Below are 20,945 nucleotides of genomic sequence, written 5' to 3'. Positions count from 1 at the left end.
GCCTCCTTATTTCAGCGCCTGGGTCAGCAGGGCCAGAAAATCCTCTTCATCCTGCCGGCTCACTGGATACAGGGGCGCCCTGACCGGACCCACCGGATAACCGATATGGCCGCAGCCCAGCTTGGCCTTCTGGTTATAGCCACCGGATTCCATGTTCTGCAGCACAGGCAGGATGCGAGCCATGATGCTCCTTACCTGCTGCCAGTCGCCGGCCTTGGCCGCTTCGATCATGTTGACGTGATCGGCGGCCAGATAGTTGGCGCCACCACCGATCCAGGAGCGGGCGCCCCAGAACAGGTAATCGGCGCCCTGGTCATCGGAACCACAGACCACTTCGAAGTCTTCCAGTCCCAGGTTGAGCAGGGTGATGGCACGGGTGAAATCGCCACTGCTTTCCTTGATGCCGACGATATTGGGATCCCGGGCCAGCACCTTGACCGCCTCGATGCCAATCTCCACGCCGGAACGGGCCGGGAAGTTGTACATGATGATGGGCATGTCCACTTCGCGGCTCACGGTCTGGTAATGGGCGATAATTTCGTCCTGCTCCGGCAGACAGTAGATGGGGGGAGCCAGCATCAGCGCCTGATAGCCCAGCTCCTTCGCCTCCCGCGCCTTGGCAATGGATCCCGCCGAGTGGGTGTCGTTAACACCGGCGACCAGCAGCGCCTTGTCACCCACTTCCCTGGCGATAAAGGCCATCAGCTCACGGCGCTCGGCCTGGCTCAGGGCGTAATACTCGCCAGTGGTGCCGCAGGCGACGATACCAGTAACGCCGGCGTCCAGTTGGTGGGCCAGCAGCGCCGTCAGCGCCGGGTAATCGATCTGACCGTCCTGAGCGAACGGAGTAACAACCGGAACCATTACACCTTCAATTTTCATTATGCATATCCTTATCGTGATAAAAGGGCCTGAGCACAGGCCCGAAAAAACGAGCGACAAAAAGGGGTTATGAAGACGCCTTTGCCAGCGCCAGGCTGTCTTCGGATTCAGCGGCAGGCTGCGGGCTGGTCGCAGTGGTGCGCCAGACCGCAATGTTGGCGTAGCCGTAAATCAGCGAAATGATCAGCACCAGGAAATGGAACCAGAGGAACGGCAGATAGCTGAGGGTGCTGACTCCCAGGGTGGTGGCCATAAAGACACCACCATCGGACCAGGGCACCATGGGCGTGGTCACAGTACCGCCGGCCTCAGCGTTACGGGACAGTACCCGACGGTCGATACCCTGCTTGTCATAGTTTTTCTCGGTGATGGTGCTGGCGGTGATCAGCGACACATAGGCCGCACCACCGAAGAAGTTACCGAAGAAACCACCCAGCAGGGTCGACAAGGTCAGTCTGCCGGCATTGTTGGCCCAGGACAGGAAACCGTTACAGATAACGGTCAGAATACCAATGCGATCCATCAGTCCGCCCAGTCCAAGCGCAAACAGCACCAGGGCGATAACACCGAACATGGACTCGATACCGCCGCGATTCAGCAGGGTGTTGAGGAAGTCGACATCTGAACTCATGGCATTGCCGAAATAGGCGGTGTTGACCGCATCCAACGCCGCCATATCCTGGAACAGCACGGCACAGACAATGCCCAGCACAGCGCCGAAACTGATCACCGGAATGGACGGCTTGCGCATAGCCAGCAGGGTAATCACCGCCACCGTCGGCAATAACAGGTACCAGCTGATGTTGAACTGCTCGGCCAGGGCCACCATGGCCGCATCTGCCCGGCTGGTGTCGACGGCCCCGTCAACATAGAAGTAGCCCACCCCTAGGAACAGCAGGCTGGCAATCAAAGCGGAAGGAGCACTGACATACAACATGGACTTGATGTGGTCGATCAGATCAACCCGACACAGGGATGCCGTCATTACCGTGGTGTCGGACAAGGGAGACAGCTTGTCACCCACATAGGCACCGGAAATAACCGCGCCGGCTACCAGTGGCATCGGAATGCCGAAGCTGTAGCCTATGCCCATCATGGCAATACCAGCGGTACCCGCGGTACCAAAGGAAGTACCTGTGGCCAGCGAGGTCAGGGCGCAGATAATAAAGGCCGCAAACAGAAAGATGCTGGGGCTCATGACCGACAGGCCGTAATAGATGATGCTGGGCACTATGCCCCCGGCGATCCAGGTGCCGATCAGCGCACCCACGGTGATCAGCACCAGCACGGCTTCCATACCGTTGTGGATCCCTTTCAACAAGCCTTTCTGAATGGTTTCATAGCCTAGCCCTAAACGAACACCAAGCCCGATAACCAGGAACCAGGACACGAACAGTGCCAGTTGTATGGGCAGGGCCCACACGTTCAGAAATAAATACATGACGCCGATAAAAGCTGCCAGCAGACCCAACACTTCAAACTTGTTGGGCAGGCGCACCCGGGCCGACGGAGTTTGCTGAGTAATATCCATATACTTTCTCCTGTTGTTGCCTTGATCCGGTCAAGACTCTGAACCGGGCAGGCAAACGGTGTTATGCAAGGTATGTGAGGGTGGAAGTTTTCCAAACCGTGCCAAACGGAAGGGAACTGGATTGAGCTCGGGAACATTACCCGACAGCAGGCTCAGAATTAATTGGGCAGTGATGGCCGCTTGCGTCAGTCCCAGATGATGATGGCCAAAGGCCAGCAACAACCGGCCTTGCGGGCCGAGTCGGTCGATGACCGGCAGTGAGTCGGGCAGGGAGGGACGACATCCCATCCAGGGCGTGGCGTCCCGCACAGCCAACTGCTGCGTAAACAGAGCATTTGCATGGCGAACCAGCCCCCAGGCCCGCCGATAGTCAGGCGCTCGTTGCAGGCCTGCGAACTCTACCGTCCCCGCCAGGCGTAATCCGCCCGACATGGGGGTCATGATGAATTTGCGCTCGAAGGAGCTGACGGCCATCGGCAGCCGTTCAAGCTCACCCGGCAGCATCATGTGATAGCCACGTTCGGTATCCAGGGGCACCCTGATGCCAGTCAAATCCTTGACCAGAGGTGCAGCCCAGGCACCGGCCGCAATCAGCACCCGTTTCGCAGACAGAGGTCCGCTGCTGGTGTGCAGCTCAATGCCATCGGCCAACCAGCGTCCGCCGTGTACCTCGGCCCGCCGCTGCTCCAGCCCCTTGGCTTGTGCCTGCTCAAACAGCTGTCTGACCAGCCGATAGGGATCGGTCACATGAGCGGTGTCAGGGAAAAACAGGCCGCCCTTGACCGTCGGCACCAGTCCGCTCACCTGCTGGTGCAACCGAGACGTCGACCAGGGTTCGGCCTCGACGCCGATTTTACTCAGTACCTCAAGATGATGATGCAGTTCGGCAAACGCCGAGTCGCTTTCACACACCAGCAGAGAGCCAGCATCCTTCAGTAGTTGGCTTAATCCCGCCAATTGCAACAGCTGCCGCCAGGCCGGCAGGCTTGCTTCATTCAACAGACGCAATCCGGCACTGCTGGTGCGCTGCGTTTGAGGACGCATGTTGGCCACCAGCCTACACAGCCAGGGCGCAATGCGGGGCAGGTAGCGCCAGTCCAGGTGCAGGGGCCCCAGCGGATCCAGCAGCATGCGTGGTAGCTGCCGCAACACCGCAGGCGAAGCCAGCGGCAAGACCTGCTCGGTAGCGATATGGCCGGCATTGCCGAATGAGGCACCCCGCCCGATTGCGTCCTTCTCCAGCAGCAATACCTTGTAACCCGCCTGGGTCAGTTGCCAGGCACAGGTAACGCCGATAATTCCACCACCAATAACCACCAAATCGTGATTCAGGTCTTGCATCTGACTATCCCTTCACCAAATTCCTTGATTGTATAAAATATACAATTTATATCTGGACGCCAGAGTTCTTGAATACTCATATTCAAAAACCCGATCTGGATCTCATTAGTCCATGACAGTACAAGGAGAGATAAACCATGCGTGAAGGCACTTTTTTCTGTATAGACGCACACACTTGCGGCAATCCGGTACGGCTGGTGGCAGGGGGATACCCGGCCCTGCAAGGCGCAACCATGAGCGAGAAACGACAAGATTTTCTGGCCCACCATGACTGGATCCGCCAGGCGCTGATGTTCGAGCCCAGAGGACACTCGATGATGTCGGGCTCCATCCTCTACCCTCCCTGCAGCGCCCAGGCCGACGCCTCCATCCTGTTTATCGAGACCAGTGGCTGCCTGCCTATGTGCGGCCACGGCACCATAGGCACGGTGACCAGCGCCATCGAACACGGCCTGCTCAAGCCAAAAACTCCGGGCCAGCTGATCCTCGACGTACCCGCCGGGCAAATTCGTATCGACTACCAACAAAATGGCGACAAGGTGGAGAAAGTTCGTATCTATAATGTCGCCAGTTATCTGGCGCACAGGGATATCACAATAGAAGTGGAAGGCTTGGGAGAGTTGACGGTGGATGTGTCTTATGGCGGCAACTACTACACCATTGTCGATCCCCAGGCCAACTTCCCTGGGTTGGAAGCCTTTAGCGCCGATCAGGTGCTGTATTACTCACCCAAGGTGCGAGAGGCGATCAACAAGGTCGTGGATTGCGTCCACCCGCTAGATTCAACTGTACGCGGTGCCAGTCATGTGATGTGGACGGGGCAGCCGACGCAACCGGGAGCCCATGCCCGCAATGCGGTGTTTTATGGTGACCGGGCGATCGACAGATCCCCCTGCGGCACAGGCACCAGCGCCCGAATGGCACAGTGGGTGGCCAGAGGCAGGCTCGCGGTTGGAGAAGAGTTTATCCACGAAAGCATTATCGGCAGCCTGTTTGTCGGACGGGTGGAAACCGAAGCCAGGGTGGGTGACTATCCGGCCATCATGCCCAGCGTCCAGGGGTGGGCCCGAGTCACTGGCCACAACACCATCTGGGTCGACAGTGAAGATCCCTACGCTTATGGTTTTGAAGTGAAATAAACCAGACCAACGGACATCACTTTGCCAGATGTCCGTTGGTCTGAGCCACGTAAGAAAAAACAAATCCGCATAAGCAGTGTTAAATCCCACTGCACAAGCCGCCGCAACGGATGCAGCCCGGCGCCTCTTTGGCCTTATGGGTATAGTGCCGTTGCCCTCGAGTCGCTATACTCGACGCCTCGTGGGCCAAGGGAATGTCCCCTACTTGTTATACGACACCATCCATGAACGTACTGATCCTTGAACACCATGCCCCCACGGCGGAGCTGCTGGAAACCGTGGTCATGGGGCTGGCACCGGGCCTCGGGGTGCAGCTCTGCGGCACCATCGCAGAGGCCGTCCAGGCCTGGCACCGTTATTCCCCGGCCCTGGTGATCAGCGAATGGAGCCTGCCCGACGGCCCGGGACTGACCCTGGTCCGCCGCATCCGCACCCAGGACAAGCACCTGCCCATACTGATGATCAGCGCCCGTTCCGACAAGGAAACGGTGCTCGCCGCCGCCCGCCTCGGCATCAACGGCTTTATCGCCAAGCCCTTCGACGTGGCCCTGCTGCACCAGCGGCTCCAGCCCCTACTGAAGACGGAAGCCCCCTCCGGCCGCGCCGTCCCGCCTTCCCTCGACCGCCACCTGGCCGAGGCGACAGAGGGCACCATACGACTACCCACGGATCTGGAGCAGGAGGACGTTCTGGCCCTGATGGAACGGCGCCAGGAGCTGTCTCCGGCCGAGCTGGCCCGGCACTGGCGAGGCCAGGCCACGCTCTCGGCCAGGCTGCTGGATATCGCCAACAGCGCCTCCCTGGGCCGGGCCGGCAAGCCCATCGACAAGCTGGAGGCCGCCATCACCGCCATGGGCGTGGAGATGGCGCTCAACCAGGCCTTCGCCCTGTCCCTGGACATTTCCCGCTCCCTCACCGATCCCCGCCTGGCCGAACGCGCCAGCTTTTATCTGCAGCAGGCCGAGCAGGTGGCCGCCATCGCCCGGGCCATGGCGATCAGCCTGGGGCTGGAGGGCGGCGCCTTCCATATGGCGGGGTTGCTGAGCCGGGTGGGCGAACTGGGTGTGATCCGCACCCTGCAGGATTTTATCCGGCAGGGGGGCACGCTATCGGAGCAACAGATAGAAGACAGCCTGGGCCGCTGGGCCGCCGATTACGGCAACAGGGTCAAGATACAATGGCGTCTGCCCCTGCGCGAACTGATCGGCGCCGTCCATCTGCTGAAGAAAAACAGCACAGACCGGGGCCCCCTGCTGATGTACCTGGCGGCCATGACGGTAGCGGGGCAACAGCAGCAGGATGAAGTCCGGCGCCTGATGCGGCGGGTAGGACTGGAGCCGGAGCGCTGGCAGCGCCCGTCCCTCCACCCCTGAGATAAAGCAACAGGGGAGGCATTCCGCCTCCCCTGCCCTTGTTCAGTCTTCTTCCCGCTTGCGCGAAGAGCTGCCGAGCTGGTGGGTCTTGAGATCGTAGCGTTCCTTGATCACGTCCTTCACCGTGCCTTCCCACAGCTTGATGCCCACGAAGTAACCGGCCCGGGCCAGCACATGTGCCGCCACCGGCGCCGTCATGATCACGAACACCACCACCGCCAGCGCCCGCACCACCACGCTCGCCTCCTGGAAATACACCGCAAAACCGCAGGCCATCAGGCCGGCGCCCAGGGCGCCGGCCTTGCTGGTGGCGTGCATCCGGGTCAGCAGGTCCGGCATGCGGATGATGCCCAGCCCCGCCAGCAGCATCAGGAAGGAGCCGAGCAGCATGAACAGGCTGGTAATGATTTCAGTCATCATCGCGCTGGCCTCCCCGTTCCAGGTAACGGGCGAAGCCCACCGCCGCCATAAAGGACGTCAGCGCCAGCACGATGGCCACGTCGATAAACTGCGGGGTATCGTAGGCCACGCTGTAGAGCACGATAAAACCGACGGTCATGGAGGCGATCACCTCCAGCGCCACCACCCGATCCGGCAGGGTCGGGCCGAGCAGCAGCCGGGCCGTCGCCAGCACCAGCCCCAGGCTCAGGAACACGAAAGACAAGGTAAGGGCAAGATCGAACATAGGCTTATCCCAGCAAATCGATAACACGGGCCTCGAGGGCCTTGAACTCCGCCAGTTGGCGGGACTCGTCGTCCAGGTACATCAGGTGCACATAGAGCACCCTCCGGTCGCTGGACACGTCCAGCGCCAGCGATCCCGGGGTGGCGGTGATCAGGTTGGCGAACATGGTGATGGCGCCGTCATCCTTCACATCCAGCGGAATGGCGATCACCCCCGGCCGCATCAGGTGGGTGGGAGTGAGCACATCGTAGGCTACCCGGGCGTTGGCCTTGATCAGATCCCAGATGAAGAACAGCACGAAGCTGACTATCTTGGGCAGCTTGCCCAGGTAGCGGGCGAACATCGGCTTGTCCCGCCCCACGTAGGCCAGCACCAGGTAGCTCAGCACCATGCCGATAAAGAGGTTGCTGATGGTATAGGTGCCGGAAAGGATGACCCAGGACAGGGCCAGCAGCATGTTCCAACCAAAGGCTCTCATTGGCTTCCCCCCAGTACCGCTTCAATATACAGCGCCGGCGACAGCAACTGCGCCGCCGTGTCCATCGCCAACTGCACGAACCACTCGGCACCGAAGCCTATCCCCAGGGTGATCAGGGCCAGGCTCAGCACCGGCAGGTAGAGCAGGTAGCGGTGCGGATCCGAACCGCCCCGCAGGGGCTTGGCATCCTCCGGCAGTTCCTTCCAGAAGGCCTCGGCCCAAATCTTGATCATCGAATACAGGGTCAGCAGGCCCACGATCAGGGCGATGGCCACCATAAACCAGGACTCCGCCAGCACGCCCGCCTTGATCACCGTGTATTTGGCGAAAAAGCCCGACAGCGGCGGCAACCCCGCCAGCGACATGGCCGGTATCAGGAACAGCAGCGCCAGCCAGGGTGCCGAGCGGTACAGGCCGCCCAGCCGGGACAGGTCGTAGCTGCCGTGGTAGCGGTACATGACGCCGCTGATCAGGAACAGGTTGGTCTTCACGATGATGTGGTGAAAGATGTAGAAAACGCCGCCGGCGATGGCCAGGGGGGTGAACAGCGCCAGCCCCACCAGCATGTAGCCTATCTGGCTGACGATATGGAAGGAGAGGATGCGGCGCACCTCGAACTGGGCCGCCGCCCCCAGCACCCCGGTGAGCATGGTGAAGATGCCCATCCACATCAGTACCGTCTGGTGGGTGAAGTCCAGATCCTGCACGAAGATCAGGCTGAACACCCGGTACAGGGCATAGACCCCCACCTTGGTGAGCAGGCCGGCAAACACCGCCGAAATCGCCACCGGCGGCGTGTGGTAGGACGCCGGCAGCCAGAAGAACAGCGGGAAGGCCGCCGCCTTGATGCCGAAGGCCACCAGAAACAGCATGGCGATCACCGTCACCAGGCCGGGCTGGCTGCCGTTGGCCAGGCGCACCGCCAGATCCGCCATGTTGAGGGTGCCGGCGTAGCCGTACAGCAGGCCCACGGCGGTGAGGAACAGCGCCGAGGAGATCAGGTTGAGGGTCACGTACTTGAGCGCTCCCTCCATCTGGGAGCGTTCCCCTCCCAGGATCAGCAGGCCGAAGGAGGCCACCAGCATGATCTCGAACCAGACGTAGAGGTTGAAGATGTCACCGGTGAGGAAGGCGCCCACCACCCCGGACAGCATCAGGTGCAGCAGCGGGTAGTAGCCGAAGGCCTCGTGGTTGCGACTCATGGTGGCGAGGGAATAGACCGCCACCGCCAGGCCGATGACGCCGGCCACCAGCACCATGATGACGCTCAGCAGGTCCGCCACCAGGGTGATGCCGTAGGGAGCCGGCCAGGCGCCCATGGTGCTGACCAGTATGCCCCGCTCCTGTACCTGCACCAGCAGATAGAGGCCGGCCGCCAGCAGGGCGGCGCCGGAGAAGACCGAAATCCAGCGCTGCACCAGCCGCCAGCGCCAGCAGATCAGGGTCAGGGCCCCGGCCAGCATGGGGATAAGGATGGGAATGATGACTTCTGCGTTCACGAATCTGTGCTCTTCATCTCGTTCATGTCATCGGCGCCTATGACTTCATAGGCCCGGTGGATCAGTACTACGGCAAAGGCCAGCACCCCGAAGCTGATGACGATGGCCGTCAGGATCAGCGCCTGGGGCAGCGGGTCGGCGATGGGACCCACCGGCTGGTAGAGGCCTTCCGGGATCAGCGGCGGCGCGCCCCGCACCAGGCCGCCGCCGGTGAAAATCAGCAGGTTGGCGGCGTTGGAGAGGATCATCAGGCCGATCACCAGCTTGACGATGCTGCGCCGGAGCATCATAAACAGGGCGGTGGCGTAGAGGCCGCCGATCACAAAGGCAAACAGGTTTTCCATTATTCCTCCACTTTGGCCAGCGACAGCAGTATGGTCGACACCACCCCGATCACCACCAGGTAGACGCCGATGTCGAACAGCAGCGGCGTGCTCAGCTTGAGCTCGCCGATGCCGGGCACGTACAGGGTCCACCACTGGCTGGAGAGAAAGGGTTGATGGTGCAGCACCATGCCGACCATGCCGCTCGACAGGGCCAGCAGCAGGCCCAGGCCCATCAGCAGCTGGCTTTCCACCTTCATCAGCCGCTTGGTGCTGCTGGCGTCGAAGGCGAACAGGTACAGGGCGAAGGCGCTGGATGCCACCAGGCCGGCGATAAAGCCACCGCCCGGCTCGTTGTGGCCGCGCAGCAGCAGGAACACCGAAAACAGCAGCAGCAACGGCACCAGCAGCCGGGTCGCGGTCTGCAGGATGAGCGAGGCGTCCGATCTCAGTTCGGTTTTCATTTCTGGTCCTCCCAGCGGAAGCGGATCATGGCGTTCACCCCTATGGCCGCCAGCGCCAACACGAAGATCTCGCCCAGGGTATCCAACGCCCGGTAATCGACCAGGATGACGTTGACGATATTGCGGCCATGGGCCACCGGGTAACTGTTGGCCACCAGGTAGTCGCTGATGCCGGCCCCCAGGGACGACTGGTTGACGGTGAGTACCATCATGGCCACCAGGATACCGAAGGTCCCCGCCACCGTGGCGTCGCGCCAGCGCACCCGGGGACTGGACAAATCCTGGAAGCCCGGCAGGCGGAACAGCACCAGCACCAGCAGGATCACGGTCAGGGTTTCAATCAACACCTGGGTGATGGCCAGGTCCGGGGCGCTGAAGAAGACGTAGATCATGGCCATGGCGAACCCCAGCACCCCTATGGCCGCCACCGCGCCCAACCGCAGGTGGGTGGCGCTGGCGTACACCACCGCCACCAGCATCAGCATACTGATGATGACTTCATGGAAGCGTACTCCCTCGAAGGACAGGGAGTAGACGAAGGCATCCCGGCTCCAGAAGGCGTAGGCCAGCAGGGCTATGGTGGTGAGCAGTATGGTCAGGATGTAGTTGGTCATGTAGCCGTTCTGCAGCACCCGGGTCTGCCAGCCGGCCAGCCGCACCAGGCCGTCCATCATCTTGTCGTAGCCCCGCTCCGGGCCATAGCCCGGCAGCGCGGCAAGGCCGGCCAGCCGCGTGCGCAGCGGCATCCACTGGCGGAACAGCAGGGCACCGGCCGCCAGGGCGGTCAGACTCAGCAGCAGCGGCAGGTTGATGCCGTGCCACAGGGCCAGTTCGAGATCGGGCACGGGGGTGCCGGTCACGGCGGACACCGCCGCCCGCAGCAGGGGCTCGGCCAGGAACGGCAGCAAACCCAGCAGCAGGCCGAGGGAGGCCAGCACGCTGAAGCCCAGGCGCATGGCCAGGGGGGCTTCGTGGGGCTTTTTCGGGGTCGGCTGGAGGGCGCCGAAGAAGGGCTTTACCGCCACCAGGGCGGTCGCCGCCACTATGCAGACGGCGGTGATCAGCGCCAGGCCGGTGAGCAGGCCGGACAGCACCGGCGCCCCCAGGGCCGCCTCGAACATCAACTCCTTGGCGATGAAGCCGAACAGGGGCGGAATGCCCGCCAGGGCCAGGGCCGCCACCCAGGTGAAGGCGGCGGTCCAGGGCATCAGGCCGCGCAGGCCGCCCAACTCGCGCACGTCCTTGGTGCCGGTCTCGTGGTCCAGGGTACCGGCCGCCATAAAGAGCGCTCCCTTGTACAGGGCGTGGGCCAGCAGGAACACCATGGCCGCCTTGAGCGCGTAGGGGGTGCCGATGCCGATCAGCATGGTCAGGGTGCCCAGGGCCATGACGGTGGAATAGGCCAGGATGCGCTTGAGGTCGGTGCTGCACACCGCCATCACCGCCCCCACCGTCATGGTGACGCCGCCGAACAGGGACAGGGCGTAGAGCCAGGCTTCGCTGCCGGCCATGGCCGGTTGCAGCCGGGCCATCAGGTAGACCCCGGCCTTGACCATGGTAGCCGAGTGCAGGTAGGCGCTGACCGGGGTCGGCGCCGCCATGGCGTTGGGCAGCCAGAAGTGGAAGGGGGTCTGGGCCGACTTGGTGAAGGTGCCCGCCAGGATCAGGATCATCATGAGCAGGAACAGGGGGTGGCCCTGCAGCACCTCGCCCTGGCCGAGCAATTCGTTGAGCTCGAAGCTGCCGCCCAGGTAGCCCAGCAGGATCAGCCCGGTCATCAGCGCCAGGCCGCCGCCCACGGTAACGATAAGCCCCTGCAGGGCCGCCTTGCGCGCCTTTTCCTGCTCGTGGTTGAAGCCGATCAGCAGGTAGGAGGTGATGCTGGTCAGCTCCCAGAACACGAACAGGGAAACCAGGTTATTGGACAGCACCAGGCCGAGCATGGAGGCCATGAAGGCCAGCAGGTACATCAGCAGCTTGTGGATGTCCTTATGGCCCTCGAGGTAACTGCCGGCGTAGATCAGGATAAAGGTGCCGATGCCGCTGATCAGCAGGGCAAACATCAGGCTCAGGCCGTCGACCAGGAAGTTGAGGCTGATATCGAGGCTGGGGATCCAGGAATAGGAGATCAGCACCGCCTCGCCGCCGGTGACCTCGGGCCAGAACCCGATGAAATAGCCGAACAGCGTGGCCGGCAACAGGGCCAGGACCCAGCCGATGCGGCGACCGGCGAGGGGGGCCAGGCTGGGGACCAGGGCGGCCAGGATAAAACCCGCTACAACTGCGACAAGCATAGGCAAAACGCCTCCTTTCAATGCCTTTTCCAGGCGACAGGATCAGCTAAAAGAGGGGAGAAACGGCACTGTACGCAGGCTATAGTAAGAAAGTTTTTGGATTAACTTTCAAGAAGTTAATTGATTATTTTTGGGTTTTCACGGCGACCGATACTACAAGCCGCCCGGGCAAAAGGCAAGCAAAGGCGGGATGGCCGGGGCCGGGCGGGCCGCGGCTTTCGCCCTTCCTGTCGAGCCTGAACCTTACCCATTTGAGCCAGTCCACGCCGAGTCGACAAGCCGCCGGTACCGGCTTCAGGCTGAGCCCTCGGCAGAGGCAAGGCCGCGGAAGAAATGCTCCACCGGGCCCCGGCCATGGCCCACCCGGAGCCCGGCACCGGCGGCGATGGCCCTGTCGATATAATGCTTGGCCGACGCCACCGCCAGCTCCAGGGCCAGCCCCTGGGCCAGGTAGCAGGCCAGGGCCGCCGACAGGGTGCAGCCGGTGCCGTGAGTATTGGTGGTCATCACCCGGGGCGCATCGAAACAGCGCACCTCACCCTCGCTCAGCAGCCAGTCCGGGCTGCGCGGCTCCCGCTGCAAAAAACCGCCCTTGAGCAGCACGGCGGCGCAATCCAGCTCGGCCAGGCCGGCGAGCAGGGGCTCCACCTCGGCCAGCCGGGTCGGCAAGGCGCAATTGGCGAGGCGGGCCGCCTCGGGCAGGTTGGGGGTGATCACCTCCGCCAAGGGCAGCAGTTCGTCGCGCAACGCGGCCACCGCCTCCTCGGCCAGCAACGGATCGCCGTTGGCACTCACCATCACCGGATCCACCACCAGGTGGGCCGGCCGGTGACGGCGCAGTGCCTCGGCCACGGTGCGGATGGTGGCGTCGTCACCGAGCATGCCCACCTTGACCGCCGCCACCGGCAGATCGTCGAACACCGCCTCCAGCTGGTCGCGGATCATCGATTGGGGCACCGAATGCACGGCGCTGACGCCACGGGTGTTCTGGGCGGTGAGGGCGGTGATCACCGAGCAGGCGTAGCCGCCGGTGGCGGAGATCGCCTTGATGTCGGCCTGGATGCCGGCACCGCCGCCGCTGTCGGAGCCGGCGATGGTGAGAATGACGGGCTTGGTACTGTGCATGTCCTTATGGTCCTCCCGTGGCGCGGGCGACCCGGGCATGGCCTGGCCACCCGCCGGTTCCCTGCGCCAGCATTGACAGGTGCAGCGGGTCCGGCAATGCCGTCTCGGCTCCGGAGCTCCCCGACTGACTCCGACCGATAATAGCGACGGGCACCGGCAAATACCAGCCGCAGCAGGCCAAGAAAAAACGGGACGGATAACGTAATTAAGCAACATAAAAACGTTTGCTTGTATACAATGATGAGACGGGCATCGGCACCCCGAAAAAGGGGATGCATGAGGATGATGGCGGATCGCGGACAAAAAAATGCCCCCGGGAATGCCCAGGGGCGGCCTAGCCAGCCATATTCAATTACGTGAAATAAAAGGTCTGTAAGACATAACGCCTTACCTCTGTACCCTACGCCGGCAACTGTACAACAGCTGAGCGGATAAAAAAAGCACCTTTCGTAATATATTTACATTTTTGTTGGTCAGCCATCATTTTAGTGAGCCTGATCCCAGTTCTCGCCCACCCCGGCCTCCACCAGCAGCGGCACGTCCAGGGTCGCCGCCTGCTCCATCAGGGCGCGGATTTCGTCCTTGTAGGCGTCCACCTTGTCCTCGCGGATCTCGAACACCAGTTCGTCGTGCACCTGCATCAGCATGCGCACCTCGTCCGCCGGCAGTCCGGCGATCCAGGCGTCCACCCGGATCATCGCCTGCTTGATGATGTCGGCGGCGGTGCCCTGCATGGGGGCATTGATGGCGGCCCGCTCGGCACCCTTGCGGCGGGCGCCGTTCTTGGCATTGATCTCGGGCAGGTAGAGGCGGCGGCCGAACAGGGTGGACACATAGCCCCGCTCGGCGGCCTGCTCCCGGGTCTCCTCCATGTAGCGCAGCACCCCCGGGTAGCGCTCGAAGTAGATGTCCATGTAGGCCTGGGACTCGGCCCGGGGAATGCCCAGCTGGCGCGACAGTCCGAAGGCGCTCATGCCGTAGATCAGGCCGAAGTTGATGGCCTTGGCCCGGCGCCGCTGCTCGCCGGTCACCTGCTCCACCGCCACCCCGAACACCTCGGCGGCGGTGGCCTTGTGGATATCCAGCCCCCTGGCGAAGGCGTCGAGCAGGCCCTGATCCCGGGACAGGTGCGCCATGATGCGCAGCTCGATCTGGGAGTAGTCCGCCGCCACCAGCCGGTAGCCGGGCTCGGCCACGAAGGCCTGGCGGATGCGCCGCCCTTCCGGGGTGCGGATGGGGATGTTCTGCAGGTTGGGATCGGAGGACGACAGCCGGCCGGTGGCGGCGTTGGCCTGGTGGTAGGAGGTGTGGATGCGGCCGCTGTGCTCGTTGACCATCAGCGGCAGCTTGTCGGTATAGGTGGACTTGAGCTTGCTTAAGCCCCGGTGCTCCATCAGCAGTTTGGGCAGCGGGTAGTCCAGCGCCAGCTCCAGCAGCACCTCCTCGGCGGTGGACGGCGCCCCCTTGGGGGTCTTCTTCAGTACCGGCAGCTCGAGCTTGTTGAACAGGATCTCGCCCAGCTGCTTGGTGGAGCTCAGGTTGAAGGGCTCGCCGGCAAGCGTATGGGCCTCCTGCTCCAGCTCCTTGAGCCGCTTGGCGATCTCGTCGCTCTGGATGGCCAGCAGTTGGCTGTCGATGCGCACCCCGGTGTATTCCATGCGCGCCAGTATCGGCACCAGCGGCATCTCGATGGTCTCGAACACCCGCTGCAGCTCCGGCTCGGCCGCCAGCTTCGGCGCCAGGTGGTGGTGCAGCCGCAGGGTCACGTCGGCGTCTTCCGCCGCATAGGGCCCCGCCTGCTCCAGCGGGATCTGGTTGAAGGTGAGCTGCCTGGCGCCCTTGCCGGCGATGGACTCGAAGGAAATGGTATCCTGGTTGAGGAAGAAGGCCGCCATGCTGTCCATGTCGTGCCGGGTCTGCACCGAGTTGAGCACGTAGGATTCGAGCATGGTATCGAGCAGGGCGCCCTTCAGTGCTATGCCGTGGTTCTTCAGCACATTGATGTCGTACTTGAGATTCTGCCCCAGCTTGACCTTTTGCTCGTCCTCCAGCAGCGGCTTGAGCGCCCCCAGCACCGCCGCCTCGCTCAGCTGCGCCGGCACGTCCAGGTAGTCGTGTCCGAAGGGGACATATGCGGCCCGGCCCGGCTCCACCGCGAAGGACACGCCCACCACCCGTGCATCCCGGTAGTTGAGGCTGGTGGTCTCGGTATCGAAGGCGAAATAGGGCGCCGCCTGCAGCCGCTCGATCCAGGCCTCCAGCGCGGCCTGCTCCAGCACCAGCTGGTAGTCGGTCTCCGGGGCCGACGCCGCCGGCTCGGCGGACTCGGCCTCTCCTTCCCCCCGCTCCAGCTCTTCCAGCAGGGTCTTGAACTCGTACTCCCGGTAGAGGACTGCCAGGGCCTCCTGATCCGGCTCGCCCGGCTGCAACTCGGCGGGGCCGAACTCCAGCGCCACGTCGGTCTTGATGGTGGCCAGCTCCCGGGACAAGCGCACCATCTCCTGGTGCTCGAGAAACTTGGCGGCGAAGGTCTTGGCGCCGCGGAAACCCAAGGACGCGATCCGCTCCGGGCTGGCGGCGATGTCCTCGATGGAGCCCAGCCCCTGCAGCAGCGCCAGGGCGGTCTTCTCGCCCACTCCCGGCATGCCGGGGATGTTGTCCACCTTGTCGCCCACCAGGGCCAGCAGATCCACGATCCGCTCCGGCGGCACCCCGAACTTCTCGATCACCCCGTCCCGATCCATGAAACTGTTCTTCATGGTGTCCATCAGCAGCACGTGATCCGACACCAGCTGGGCCATGTCCTTGTCGCCGGTGCTGATCACCACGTCCAGCCGCTGCTCGGTGGCCTGGCGCGCCAGGGTGCCGATGACGTCGTCCGCCTCCACCCCGTCCTCGATCAGCAGCGGCAGGCCCATGGCGCGGATAATGGCGTGGATGGGCTCCACCTGGCTGCGCAGATCGTCGGGCATGGGCGGCCGGTGCGCCTTGTAGTCGGCGTACATGTCGTTGCGGAAGGTCTTGCCCTTGGCGTCGAACACCACCGCCACCCGGGACTCGGGGAACTGCTTGTGCAGGCTGCGCAGCATGTTGGTCACCACCCGGATGGCGCCGGTGGGCCGGCCGTCGCTGGTGCGCAGATCGGCCTGCTGGGAGGCGAAATAGGCACGGTACAGATAGGAGGATCCATCGACCAGGATCAGGGGTTTGGCAGGAATGGCAACCATGGTGTCTTTCTCGTTGGTACGTTGGCCGCTAGCATGCCACAGCAGGGCCGGGGACACCACGACGGAGCCCGGCCGAGCTGTGGATAACTCTGTGAAAGAGGGATCGTGAGCGGATCTGAGCGAAATAAAATAAAATATATTTATCAGTGACTTATAATTTACATAGGGATCTTGATAAGTGATCTTGGGATGTGGAAAATCGGCAGCAAAGAAGATCTGCGCAATTGTTGACCGGAATTAATGCTAGCACAGTTCCGGGGGATCACCCGGGGCTGGATCACACTTTTGAAAGCCGACAAAAGGAGAGCCATATGAAAAAAGTTGCCGTTATCTTGAGCGGCTGCGGCGTCTATGACGGCGCGGAAATCCACGAAGCCGTGCTGTGCCTGCTGCACCTGTCCCGCCACGGTGCCCGCTACCAGTGCTTCGCTCCCGACAAGCCCCAGCATCATGTGGTGAACCACCTCACCGGCGAGGAGCAGGCCGGCAGCCGCAACGTGCTGGAGGAAGCCGCCCGCATCGCCCGGGGCCAGATCAAGCCCCTGTCCGAGCTGAAGGCCGCCGACTTCGACGCCCTGTTGCTGCCCGGCGGCTTCGGCGTTGCCAAGAACCTGTGTGACTTCGCCTTCAAGGGGCCCGACGCCAGGGTGGACGCCGGGGTGCTGGCCGCCTGCAAGGCCTTCGCCACCGCCCGCAAGCCCGCCGGCTACTGCTGCATCGCCCCGGTGCTGATCCCCCACGCCTATCCGGCCGGGGTCAAGGGCACCATAGGCACGGATGCGGGCGTGGCCGGGGCCTTCTCCGCCATGGGCGGCGAGCACATCGGTTGCGCCGTGACCGACGTGGTGGAAGACAGCCACTACAAGGTGCTCTCCACCCCCGCCTACATGCTGGCCGAGCACATCGCCGAAGCGGATACCGGCATCGGCAAGCTGGTGAAGCGCCTGCTGGAGATGTAAAAAAAGGGCCGGCATAACGCCGGCCTGAAAACTCTGGAAGCAATGTGAGCAATGTCGTGCCTTCGCAAGCTGTCTTCACCTACACCTAGCAGAAGTGGAAGTCATCTTCAGAAAGCAAGTTAACGATAATCGTTATCATTTATAATTGCAAACAAATTTCTCGCTTTTTTCTGTCTTTCTTCGGGAAGCCTGACGTTGTCCTTGGCTACACTGGGTATCATCAGGTCAAGGAGGCGACTGTATGGGCATGAAATGGATACTGGCGGGGCTCTTGTTCCCCCTGGCACTGCAGGCCGACGACGGGGAGATTCAGCAGGCCATCGACGAGGGACAACGGGCCTACCAGGCGGGAGAGCTGTCACAGGCAGCGGCACAGTTTGACTATGTGGCCACCCTGATCCGGCAGCAGCAGGCCGGTGAGCTCGGCACCCTGTTCCCGGAACCACTGGCCGGCTGGCAGGCGGACAAGGTCGATACCCAGGCCGGTTCGGCCGCCTTTTTCGGTGGCGGCATCAATGCCTCCCGCCGCTACAGCAAGAACGGCGCCAGCCTGGACATCACCATCACCAAGGATTCTCCCCTGCTGCAAACCATGGCCGTGCTGTTTACCAACCCCAGCATGGCGGCCATGGGCGGCTACAAGGTCAAACGCATCCAGGGCCATACCGCCATGGTCAAGGAGGAAGGCGACAACCGGGAGCTGCAGATGCTGATTGCCAATACCACCCTGATCCAGCTCGGCGGTCGGGGGATATCCGAAGAGGAGCTCAACGCCTACGCCGAAGCCCTCAATTTAGAAGCAGTGGCCAAGTTCTAAATAACTGATCCTAATAGAGCTACATCGACCGGGTCCCACACGCAGACACCGGTCGATGTAGCACTCGCTGCTTTGGCCTGCTGCGAACATTCACTGGATGCTAGGTCAGGCCCGCAACCCAACCGCTCGCCCCCTGGCGCGGAGGCTCTGCTTAGCGAAACCCAGTCGCTGCCGGTAGTGATGCAGTGATTTAGTAGTGGGCCTGAACCTGCGCTGGTGGCTCGCCCAGGAACTTGTGGCTCAGGTACTTGAGCAGCAGGCCGTAGGCGGGTACGAACAGGGCCAGGCTGAACACCAGCTTGAACAGATAGTCCACCCAGGCAATTTCCATCCAGTGCTCCGCCATGAAGGGATCCGGTGAGCGGTAGAAGGCCAGGCTGAAAAAGGCCAGGGTATCCACCAGGTTGCCGAAGATGGTGGAGCAGGTGGGCGCCACCCACCAGGCCTTGATCTGGCGCAGCCGGTTGAACACCGATACGTCCATGATCTGGCCCAGCACATAGGCCATAAAGCTGGCCAGGGCGATGCGGGCCACGAACAGGTTGAACTCGGACAAGGCCGCCAGCCCCTGGTAACGGGCCTCGAAGAACAGCACCGACAGCACATAGGAGGTGGCCAGCGCCGGCAGCATCACGTAGAAGATGATGCGCCGGGCCATGCCGGCGCCGAAGATGCGTACCGTCAGATCGGTGGCCAGGTAGATGAAGGGAAAGCTGAGCGCCCCCCAGGTGGTATGGAAGCCGAACAGGGTAAAGGGCAGCTGCACCAGGTAGTTGCTGGCGGCGATGATGGCGACGTGGAACAGCGACAGCCGGATCAGCGCCGTGCGGTATTGAGCGGGAGAAATCACGTTTTCACCTTTTTGTTCAATGGGGTAAGGGAACCCATCCCGGTGCGGGCTGGACAGGCCGCAGTATAAGGCCGCGCCGTAAATTGACAACCGCCTTGTTTTTGAGCACCGGGATGCGCAGCGGCGCCATTTTAGCCGCTCTCCGGGATTTTGTCTTCACTTAAAGATAAACTCGCCCTAACGGGAAAGGCCCCGGTTCCACTGTGCCGTCAGCCAGTCGGCCGCCTCCTGGTCCTGCTCGCCCAACGGCTGCAGCCAGGCGGCATCCGCGTAGTGCTGGAAGCACAGCAGCAGCCGGCTGCCTTCAAAGGCCACCAGCCACTGGTGGTAATCGGCCCCCTCCTCCCGCTCGACGAGGTCGAGCTCCAGCTCCCGCACCAGGCGCTCGGCCCAGGCGGGAAAGTTTTCCATGGTCAGGCTAATGTCGGTGGTCAATGTCTTCATGATCAGGAACTGCAGGAAACACAAATTTGTCCGGCCCACTCGGGGGCCGGGGCCGCGTAGTAATCGAATTCGGGCTGCTCGTCGAAGGGCCGGGACAGCACCTGCAGCAGCAGCGCCGCCTCGCTCATGTCGCCCCGCTCGGCCCGCTCGATGGCCTGCTGGGCCAGGTGGTTGCGCAGCACGTACTTGGGGTTGACCGCGTTCATCTGCGCGACCTTGTCGCCGTGGTCCCGGCCTTCCCGGGCCAGCCGGGCCTGGTAGCGGCCGAACCAGTCGTCCCAGGCGCCGGCGTCGCTCAGCAGGGTGAGCAACGGCTCGGGAACCGGCCCTTCCGGCGCCAGCAACGCCAGCCGGCGGAACCAGCAGCTGTAGTCCACCTGCTGGGCCGCCATCAGATTGAACATGTCCCGGAACAGGGCGGGATCCTCGTCTTCCCAGGCCGCCAGCCCCAGTTTCTGTCGCATCGTTTCGGAGAAGCTGGACAGCAGCGCATGTTCATAGCCGTCCAGGGCCTGGCGCAGCGACTCCACCGGCACCAGCCCCGACAGCGCCTGGGCCAGCCGCTGCAGGTTCCAGTAGCCCACCGAGGGCTGCTGATCGTAGGCATAGCGGCCCGCATGATCCGAGTGGTTGCAGATATGGCCGGGATTGTAGCCGTCGAGGAAACCGTAGGGGCCGTAGTCCAGGGTCAGGCCCAGCATCGACATGTTGTCGGTGTTCATCACCCCGTGGCAGAAACCCACCGCCTGCCACCGGGCGATCAGGGTGGCGGTGCGCCGCACCACCCGCTCGAACAGGGCGGCGTAGCCAGCCTGGTCCTGGCTCAGATCCGGCCACTGGGTCTGGATCAGGTAGTCGAGCAGGGCGGGAATGCGCTCCGCCTCGCCGCTGTAATAGAAATACTCGAAATGGCCGAAACGCAGGTGGCTCTGGGCCACGCGCAGCACGGCGGCCCCGGGCTCCACCTGCTCCCGGTACACCGGCTCCTCGCTGCCCACCAGGCACAGCGCCCGGGTGGTGGGAATGCCCAGGTGGTACAGGGCCTCGGAGGCCAGGTATTCGCGCAGGGAGGAGCGCAGCACCGCCCGGCCATCGCCGAAGCGGGAATAGGGGGTCTTGCCCGCCCCCTTGAGGTGCAGATCCCAGCGCTGGCCGTCGGGCGCCACCACCTCGCCCAACAACAGGGCACGGCCGTCCCCCAGCCGGGGACTGTAGCCGCCGAACTGGTGCCCGGCATAGACCTGGGCGAAGGGCGACATGTCCGGCAGCAGCCGGATACCGCTGGTGATCTCCAGCCACTGCTGGTCGGACAAGGCCATGCCCAGCTCTTCGGCCAGGGCATGGTTCACCAGCAACAGCCGGGGCTCTTGCAGCGGCGTCGGCTCGACCCGGCTGCCGGCCCAGTCAAAAGTTGCATATTGATTGCTTAATATCACATTTTCACCTTGCCGCCGTCGGCCGTGTTTTATTTTTCACCTTGGCTTACCTTATACTGCTTCGGCTCAGTAAAGGAG

The 20,945-nt window shown here is 62.8% G+C and carries 19 protein-coding genes; 4 read left to right on the top strand and 15 right to left on the bottom strand.

Annotated features, from left to right (window positions below; all coding sequences use genetic code 11):
* Positions 1 to 6: 6 nt before the first annotated feature.
* The 3 genes from ACT7DK_RS00500 to ACT7DK_RS00490 all read right to left on the bottom strand — a co-directional run bounded on the left by ACT7DK_RS00500 (position 7) and on the right by ACT7DK_RS00490 (position 3,754).
* On the bottom strand, positions 7 to 882 hold the full coding sequence (locus tag ACT7DK_RS00500; protein ID WP_445395260.1) for a dihydrodipicolinate synthase family protein: 876 nt from the start codon (positions 880 to 882) through the stop codon (positions 7 to 9).
* Between the two features lie 67 nt (positions 883 to 949).
* The gene (gene nhaC / locus ACT7DK_RS00495; protein ID WP_445395258.1) at positions 950 to 2,413 is read right to left on the bottom strand and encodes a Na+/H+ antiporter NhaC; all 1,464 of its coding nucleotides are present in this window, start codon (positions 2,411 to 2,413) and stop codon (positions 950 to 952) included.
* Between the two features lie 30 nt (positions 2,414 to 2,443).
* Positions 2,444 to 3,754 (bottom strand): NAD(P)/FAD-dependent oxidoreductase, encoded by a 1,311-nt coding sequence (locus tag ACT7DK_RS00490; RefSeq protein WP_445395256.1) that lies wholly within the window; start codon positions 3,752 to 3,754, stop codon positions 2,444 to 2,446.
* Between the two features lie 137 nt (positions 3,755 to 3,891).
* Here ACT7DK_RS00490 and ACT7DK_RS00485 point away from each other — a divergent pair, with 137 nt between their 5' ends.
* Together ACT7DK_RS00485 and ACT7DK_RS00480 are read left to right on the top strand one after the other, a co-directional pair.
* Complete coding sequence (locus ACT7DK_RS00485) at positions 3,892 to 4,893, top strand: 4-hydroxyproline epimerase (RefSeq protein ID WP_445395254.1); 1,002 nt, start codon at positions 3,892 to 3,894, stop codon at positions 4,891 to 4,893.
* 224 nt (positions 4,894 to 5,117) lie between these two features.
* The gene (locus tag ACT7DK_RS00480) at positions 5,118 to 6,266 is read left to right on the top strand and encodes a response regulator (protein WP_445395252.1); all 1,149 of its coding nucleotides are present in this window, start codon (positions 5,118 to 5,120) and stop codon (positions 6,264 to 6,266) included.
* Between the two features lie 42 nt (positions 6,267 to 6,308).
* Here the strand turns inward: ACT7DK_RS00480 and mnhG are convergent, their stop codons facing one another.
* The 9 genes from mnhG to polA form a co-directional block, all read right to left on the bottom strand.
* The gene (gene mnhG, locus ACT7DK_RS00475) at positions 6,309 to 6,686 is read right to left on the bottom strand and encodes a monovalent cation/H(+) antiporter subunit G (RefSeq protein ID WP_210433629.1); all 378 of its coding nucleotides are present in this window, start codon (positions 6,684 to 6,686) and stop codon (positions 6,309 to 6,311) included.
* Positions 6,676 to 6,951, bottom strand: a complete 276-nt coding sequence (locus tag ACT7DK_RS00470; protein ID WP_106729725.1) for a cation:proton antiporter — start codon at positions 6,949 to 6,951, stop codon at positions 6,676 to 6,678. The genes mnhG and ACT7DK_RS00470 overlap by 11 nt, the downstream gene beginning before the upstream one ends.
* A 4-nt stretch (positions 6,952 to 6,955) precedes the next feature.
* A complete protein-coding gene (locus ACT7DK_RS00465) occupies positions 6,956 to 7,429 on the bottom strand; it encodes a Na+/H+ antiporter subunit E (RefSeq protein WP_445395249.1) in 474 nt (157 codons plus the stop codon).
* Positions 7,426 to 8,928 carry a Na+/H+ antiporter subunit D gene (locus ACT7DK_RS00460; RefSeq protein WP_445395247.1) on the bottom strand — a complete coding sequence of 501 codons (1,503 nt, stop codon included), beginning with the start codon at positions 8,926 to 8,928 and terminating at the stop codon, positions 7,426 to 7,428. The genes ACT7DK_RS00465 and ACT7DK_RS00460 overlap by 4 nt, the downstream gene beginning before the upstream one ends.
* Complete coding sequence (locus ACT7DK_RS00455; protein WP_445395245.1) at positions 8,925 to 9,272, bottom strand: Na+/H+ antiporter subunit C; 348 nt, start codon at positions 9,270 to 9,272, stop codon at positions 8,925 to 8,927. Before ACT7DK_RS00455 ends, ACT7DK_RS00460 begins: the two co-directional genes overlap by 4 nt.
* Positions 9,272 to 9,715: a Na+/H+ antiporter subunit B gene (locus ACT7DK_RS00450; RefSeq protein WP_445395243.1), complete on the bottom strand. Its 444-nt coding sequence runs from the start codon at positions 9,713 to 9,715 to the stop codon at positions 9,272 to 9,274. Before ACT7DK_RS00450 ends, ACT7DK_RS00455 begins: the two co-directional genes overlap by 1 nt.
* On the bottom strand, positions 9,712 to 12,009 hold the full coding sequence (locus tag ACT7DK_RS00445; RefSeq protein ID WP_445395241.1) for a putative monovalent cation/H+ antiporter subunit A: 2,298 nt from the start codon (positions 12,007 to 12,009) through the stop codon (positions 9,712 to 9,714). Before ACT7DK_RS00445 ends, ACT7DK_RS00450 begins: the two co-directional genes overlap by 4 nt.
* A gap of 294 nt (positions 12,010 to 12,303) precedes the next feature.
* Complete coding sequence (gene thiD, locus ACT7DK_RS00440; RefSeq protein ID WP_445395239.1) at positions 12,304 to 13,134, bottom strand: bifunctional hydroxymethylpyrimidine kinase/phosphomethylpyrimidine kinase; 831 nt, start codon at positions 13,132 to 13,134, stop codon at positions 12,304 to 12,306.
* A gap of 485 nt (positions 13,135 to 13,619) precedes the next feature.
* Positions 13,620 to 16,361 carry a DNA polymerase I gene (polA, locus tag ACT7DK_RS00435; protein WP_445395237.1) on the bottom strand — a complete coding sequence of 914 codons (2,742 nt, stop codon included), beginning with the start codon at positions 16,359 to 16,361 and terminating at the stop codon, positions 13,620 to 13,622.
* A gap of 311 nt (positions 16,362 to 16,672) precedes the next feature.
* Between polA and elbB the strand changes: the two genes are divergently transcribed.
* Positions 16,673 to 17,320, top strand: coding sequence for an isoprenoid biosynthesis glyoxalase ElbB (elbB, locus tag ACT7DK_RS00430; protein ID WP_445395235.1), 648 nt, complete (start codon positions 16,673 to 16,675; stop codon positions 17,318 to 17,320).
* A 241-nt stretch (positions 17,321 to 17,561) separates the two neighbouring features.
* Positions 17,562 to 18,137: a hypothetical protein gene (locus tag ACT7DK_RS00425; protein WP_445395233.1), complete on the top strand. Its 576-nt coding sequence runs from the start codon at positions 17,562 to 17,564 to the stop codon at positions 18,135 to 18,137.
* 190 nt (positions 18,138 to 18,327) lie between these two features.
* On the opposite strand, the gene ACT7DK_RS00420 is transcribed toward ACT7DK_RS00425, so the two are convergent.
* The 3 genes from ACT7DK_RS00420 to ACT7DK_RS00410 all read right to left on the bottom strand — a co-directional run bounded on the left by ACT7DK_RS00420 (position 18,328) and on the right by ACT7DK_RS00410 (position 20,867).
* A complete protein-coding gene (locus ACT7DK_RS00420; protein ID WP_445395231.1) occupies positions 18,328 to 18,987 on the bottom strand; it encodes a 7-cyano-7-deazaguanine/7-aminomethyl-7-deazaguanine transporter in 660 nt (219 codons plus the stop codon).
* 177 nt (positions 18,988 to 19,164) lie between these two features.
* Positions 19,165 to 19,431 (bottom strand): DUF3630 family protein, encoded by a 267-nt coding sequence (locus tag ACT7DK_RS00415; protein WP_094039449.1) that lies wholly within the window; start codon positions 19,429 to 19,431, stop codon positions 19,165 to 19,167.
* 2 nt (positions 19,432 to 19,433) lie between these two features.
* Entirely contained in the window at positions 19,434 to 20,867 is a 1,434-nt protein-coding gene (locus tag ACT7DK_RS00410) for a protein adenylyltransferase SelO (protein WP_445395229.1), read from the bottom strand.
* Positions 20,868 to 20,945: the final 78 nt, after the last annotated feature.

The sequence above is a fragment of the Zobellella sp. An-6 genome (assembly GCF_052487945.1).
This window is presented reverse-complemented; position numbering and strand designations above follow the sequence as displayed.

Bases quoted from the DNA above. Each gene is read 5' to 3' on its own strand.
- thiD (WP_445395239.1), bottom strand. From the start codon at position 13,134: ATGCACAGTACCAAGCCCGTCATTCTCACCATCGCCGGCTCCGACAGC.
- elbB (WP_445395235.1), top strand. From the start codon at position 16,673: ATGAAAAAAGTTGCCGTTATCTTGAGCGGCTGCGGCGTCTATGACGGC.
- mnhG (WP_210433629.1), bottom strand. From the start codon at position 6,686: ATGATGACTGAAATCATTACCAGCCTGTTCATGCTGCTCGGCTCCTTC.
- nhaC (WP_445395258.1), bottom strand. From the start codon at position 2,413: ATGGATATTACTCAGCAAACTCCGTCGGCCCGGGTGCGCCTGCCCAAC.
- ACT7DK_RS00465 (WP_445395249.1), bottom strand. From the start codon at position 7,429: ATGAGAGCCTTTGGTTGGAACATGCTGCTGGCCCTGTCCTGGGTCATC.
- ACT7DK_RS00445 (WP_445395241.1), bottom strand. From the start codon at position 12,009: ATGCTTGTCGCAGTTGTAGCGGGTTTTATCCTGGCCGCCCTGGTCCCC.
- ACT7DK_RS00485 (WP_445395254.1), top strand. From the start codon at position 3,892: ATGCGTGAAGGCACTTTTTTCTGTATAGACGCACACACTTGCGGCAAT.
- ACT7DK_RS00480 (WP_445395252.1), top strand. From the start codon at position 5,118: ATGAACGTACTGATCCTTGAACACCATGCCCCCACGGCGGAGCTGCTG.
- ACT7DK_RS00500 (WP_445395260.1), bottom strand. From the start codon at position 882: ATGAAAATTGAAGGTGTAATGGTTCCGGTTGTTACTCCGTTCGCTCAG.
- ACT7DK_RS00450 (WP_445395243.1), bottom strand. From the start codon at position 9,715: ATGAAAACCGAACTGAGATCGGACGCCTCGCTCATCCTGCAGACCGCG.
- ACT7DK_RS00455 (WP_445395245.1), bottom strand. From the start codon at position 9,272: ATGGAAAACCTGTTTGCCTTTGTGATCGGCGGCCTCTACGCCACCGCC.
- ACT7DK_RS00425 (WP_445395233.1), top strand. From the start codon at position 17,562: ATGGGCATGAAATGGATACTGGCGGGGCTCTTGTTCCCCCTGGCACTG.
- ACT7DK_RS00470 (WP_106729725.1), bottom strand. From the start codon at position 6,951: ATGTTCGATCTTGCCCTTACCTTGTCTTTCGTGTTCCTGAGCCTGGGG.
- ACT7DK_RS00490 (WP_445395256.1), bottom strand. From the start codon at position 3,754: ATGCAAGACCTGAATCACGATTTGGTGGTTATTGGTGGTGGAATTATC.
- ACT7DK_RS00415 (WP_094039449.1), bottom strand. From the start codon at position 19,431: ATGAAGACATTGACCACCGACATTAGCCTGACCATGGAAAACTTTCCC.
- polA (WP_445395237.1), bottom strand. From the start codon at position 16,361: ATGGTTGCCATTCCTGCCAAACCCCTGATCCTGGTCGATGGATCCTCC.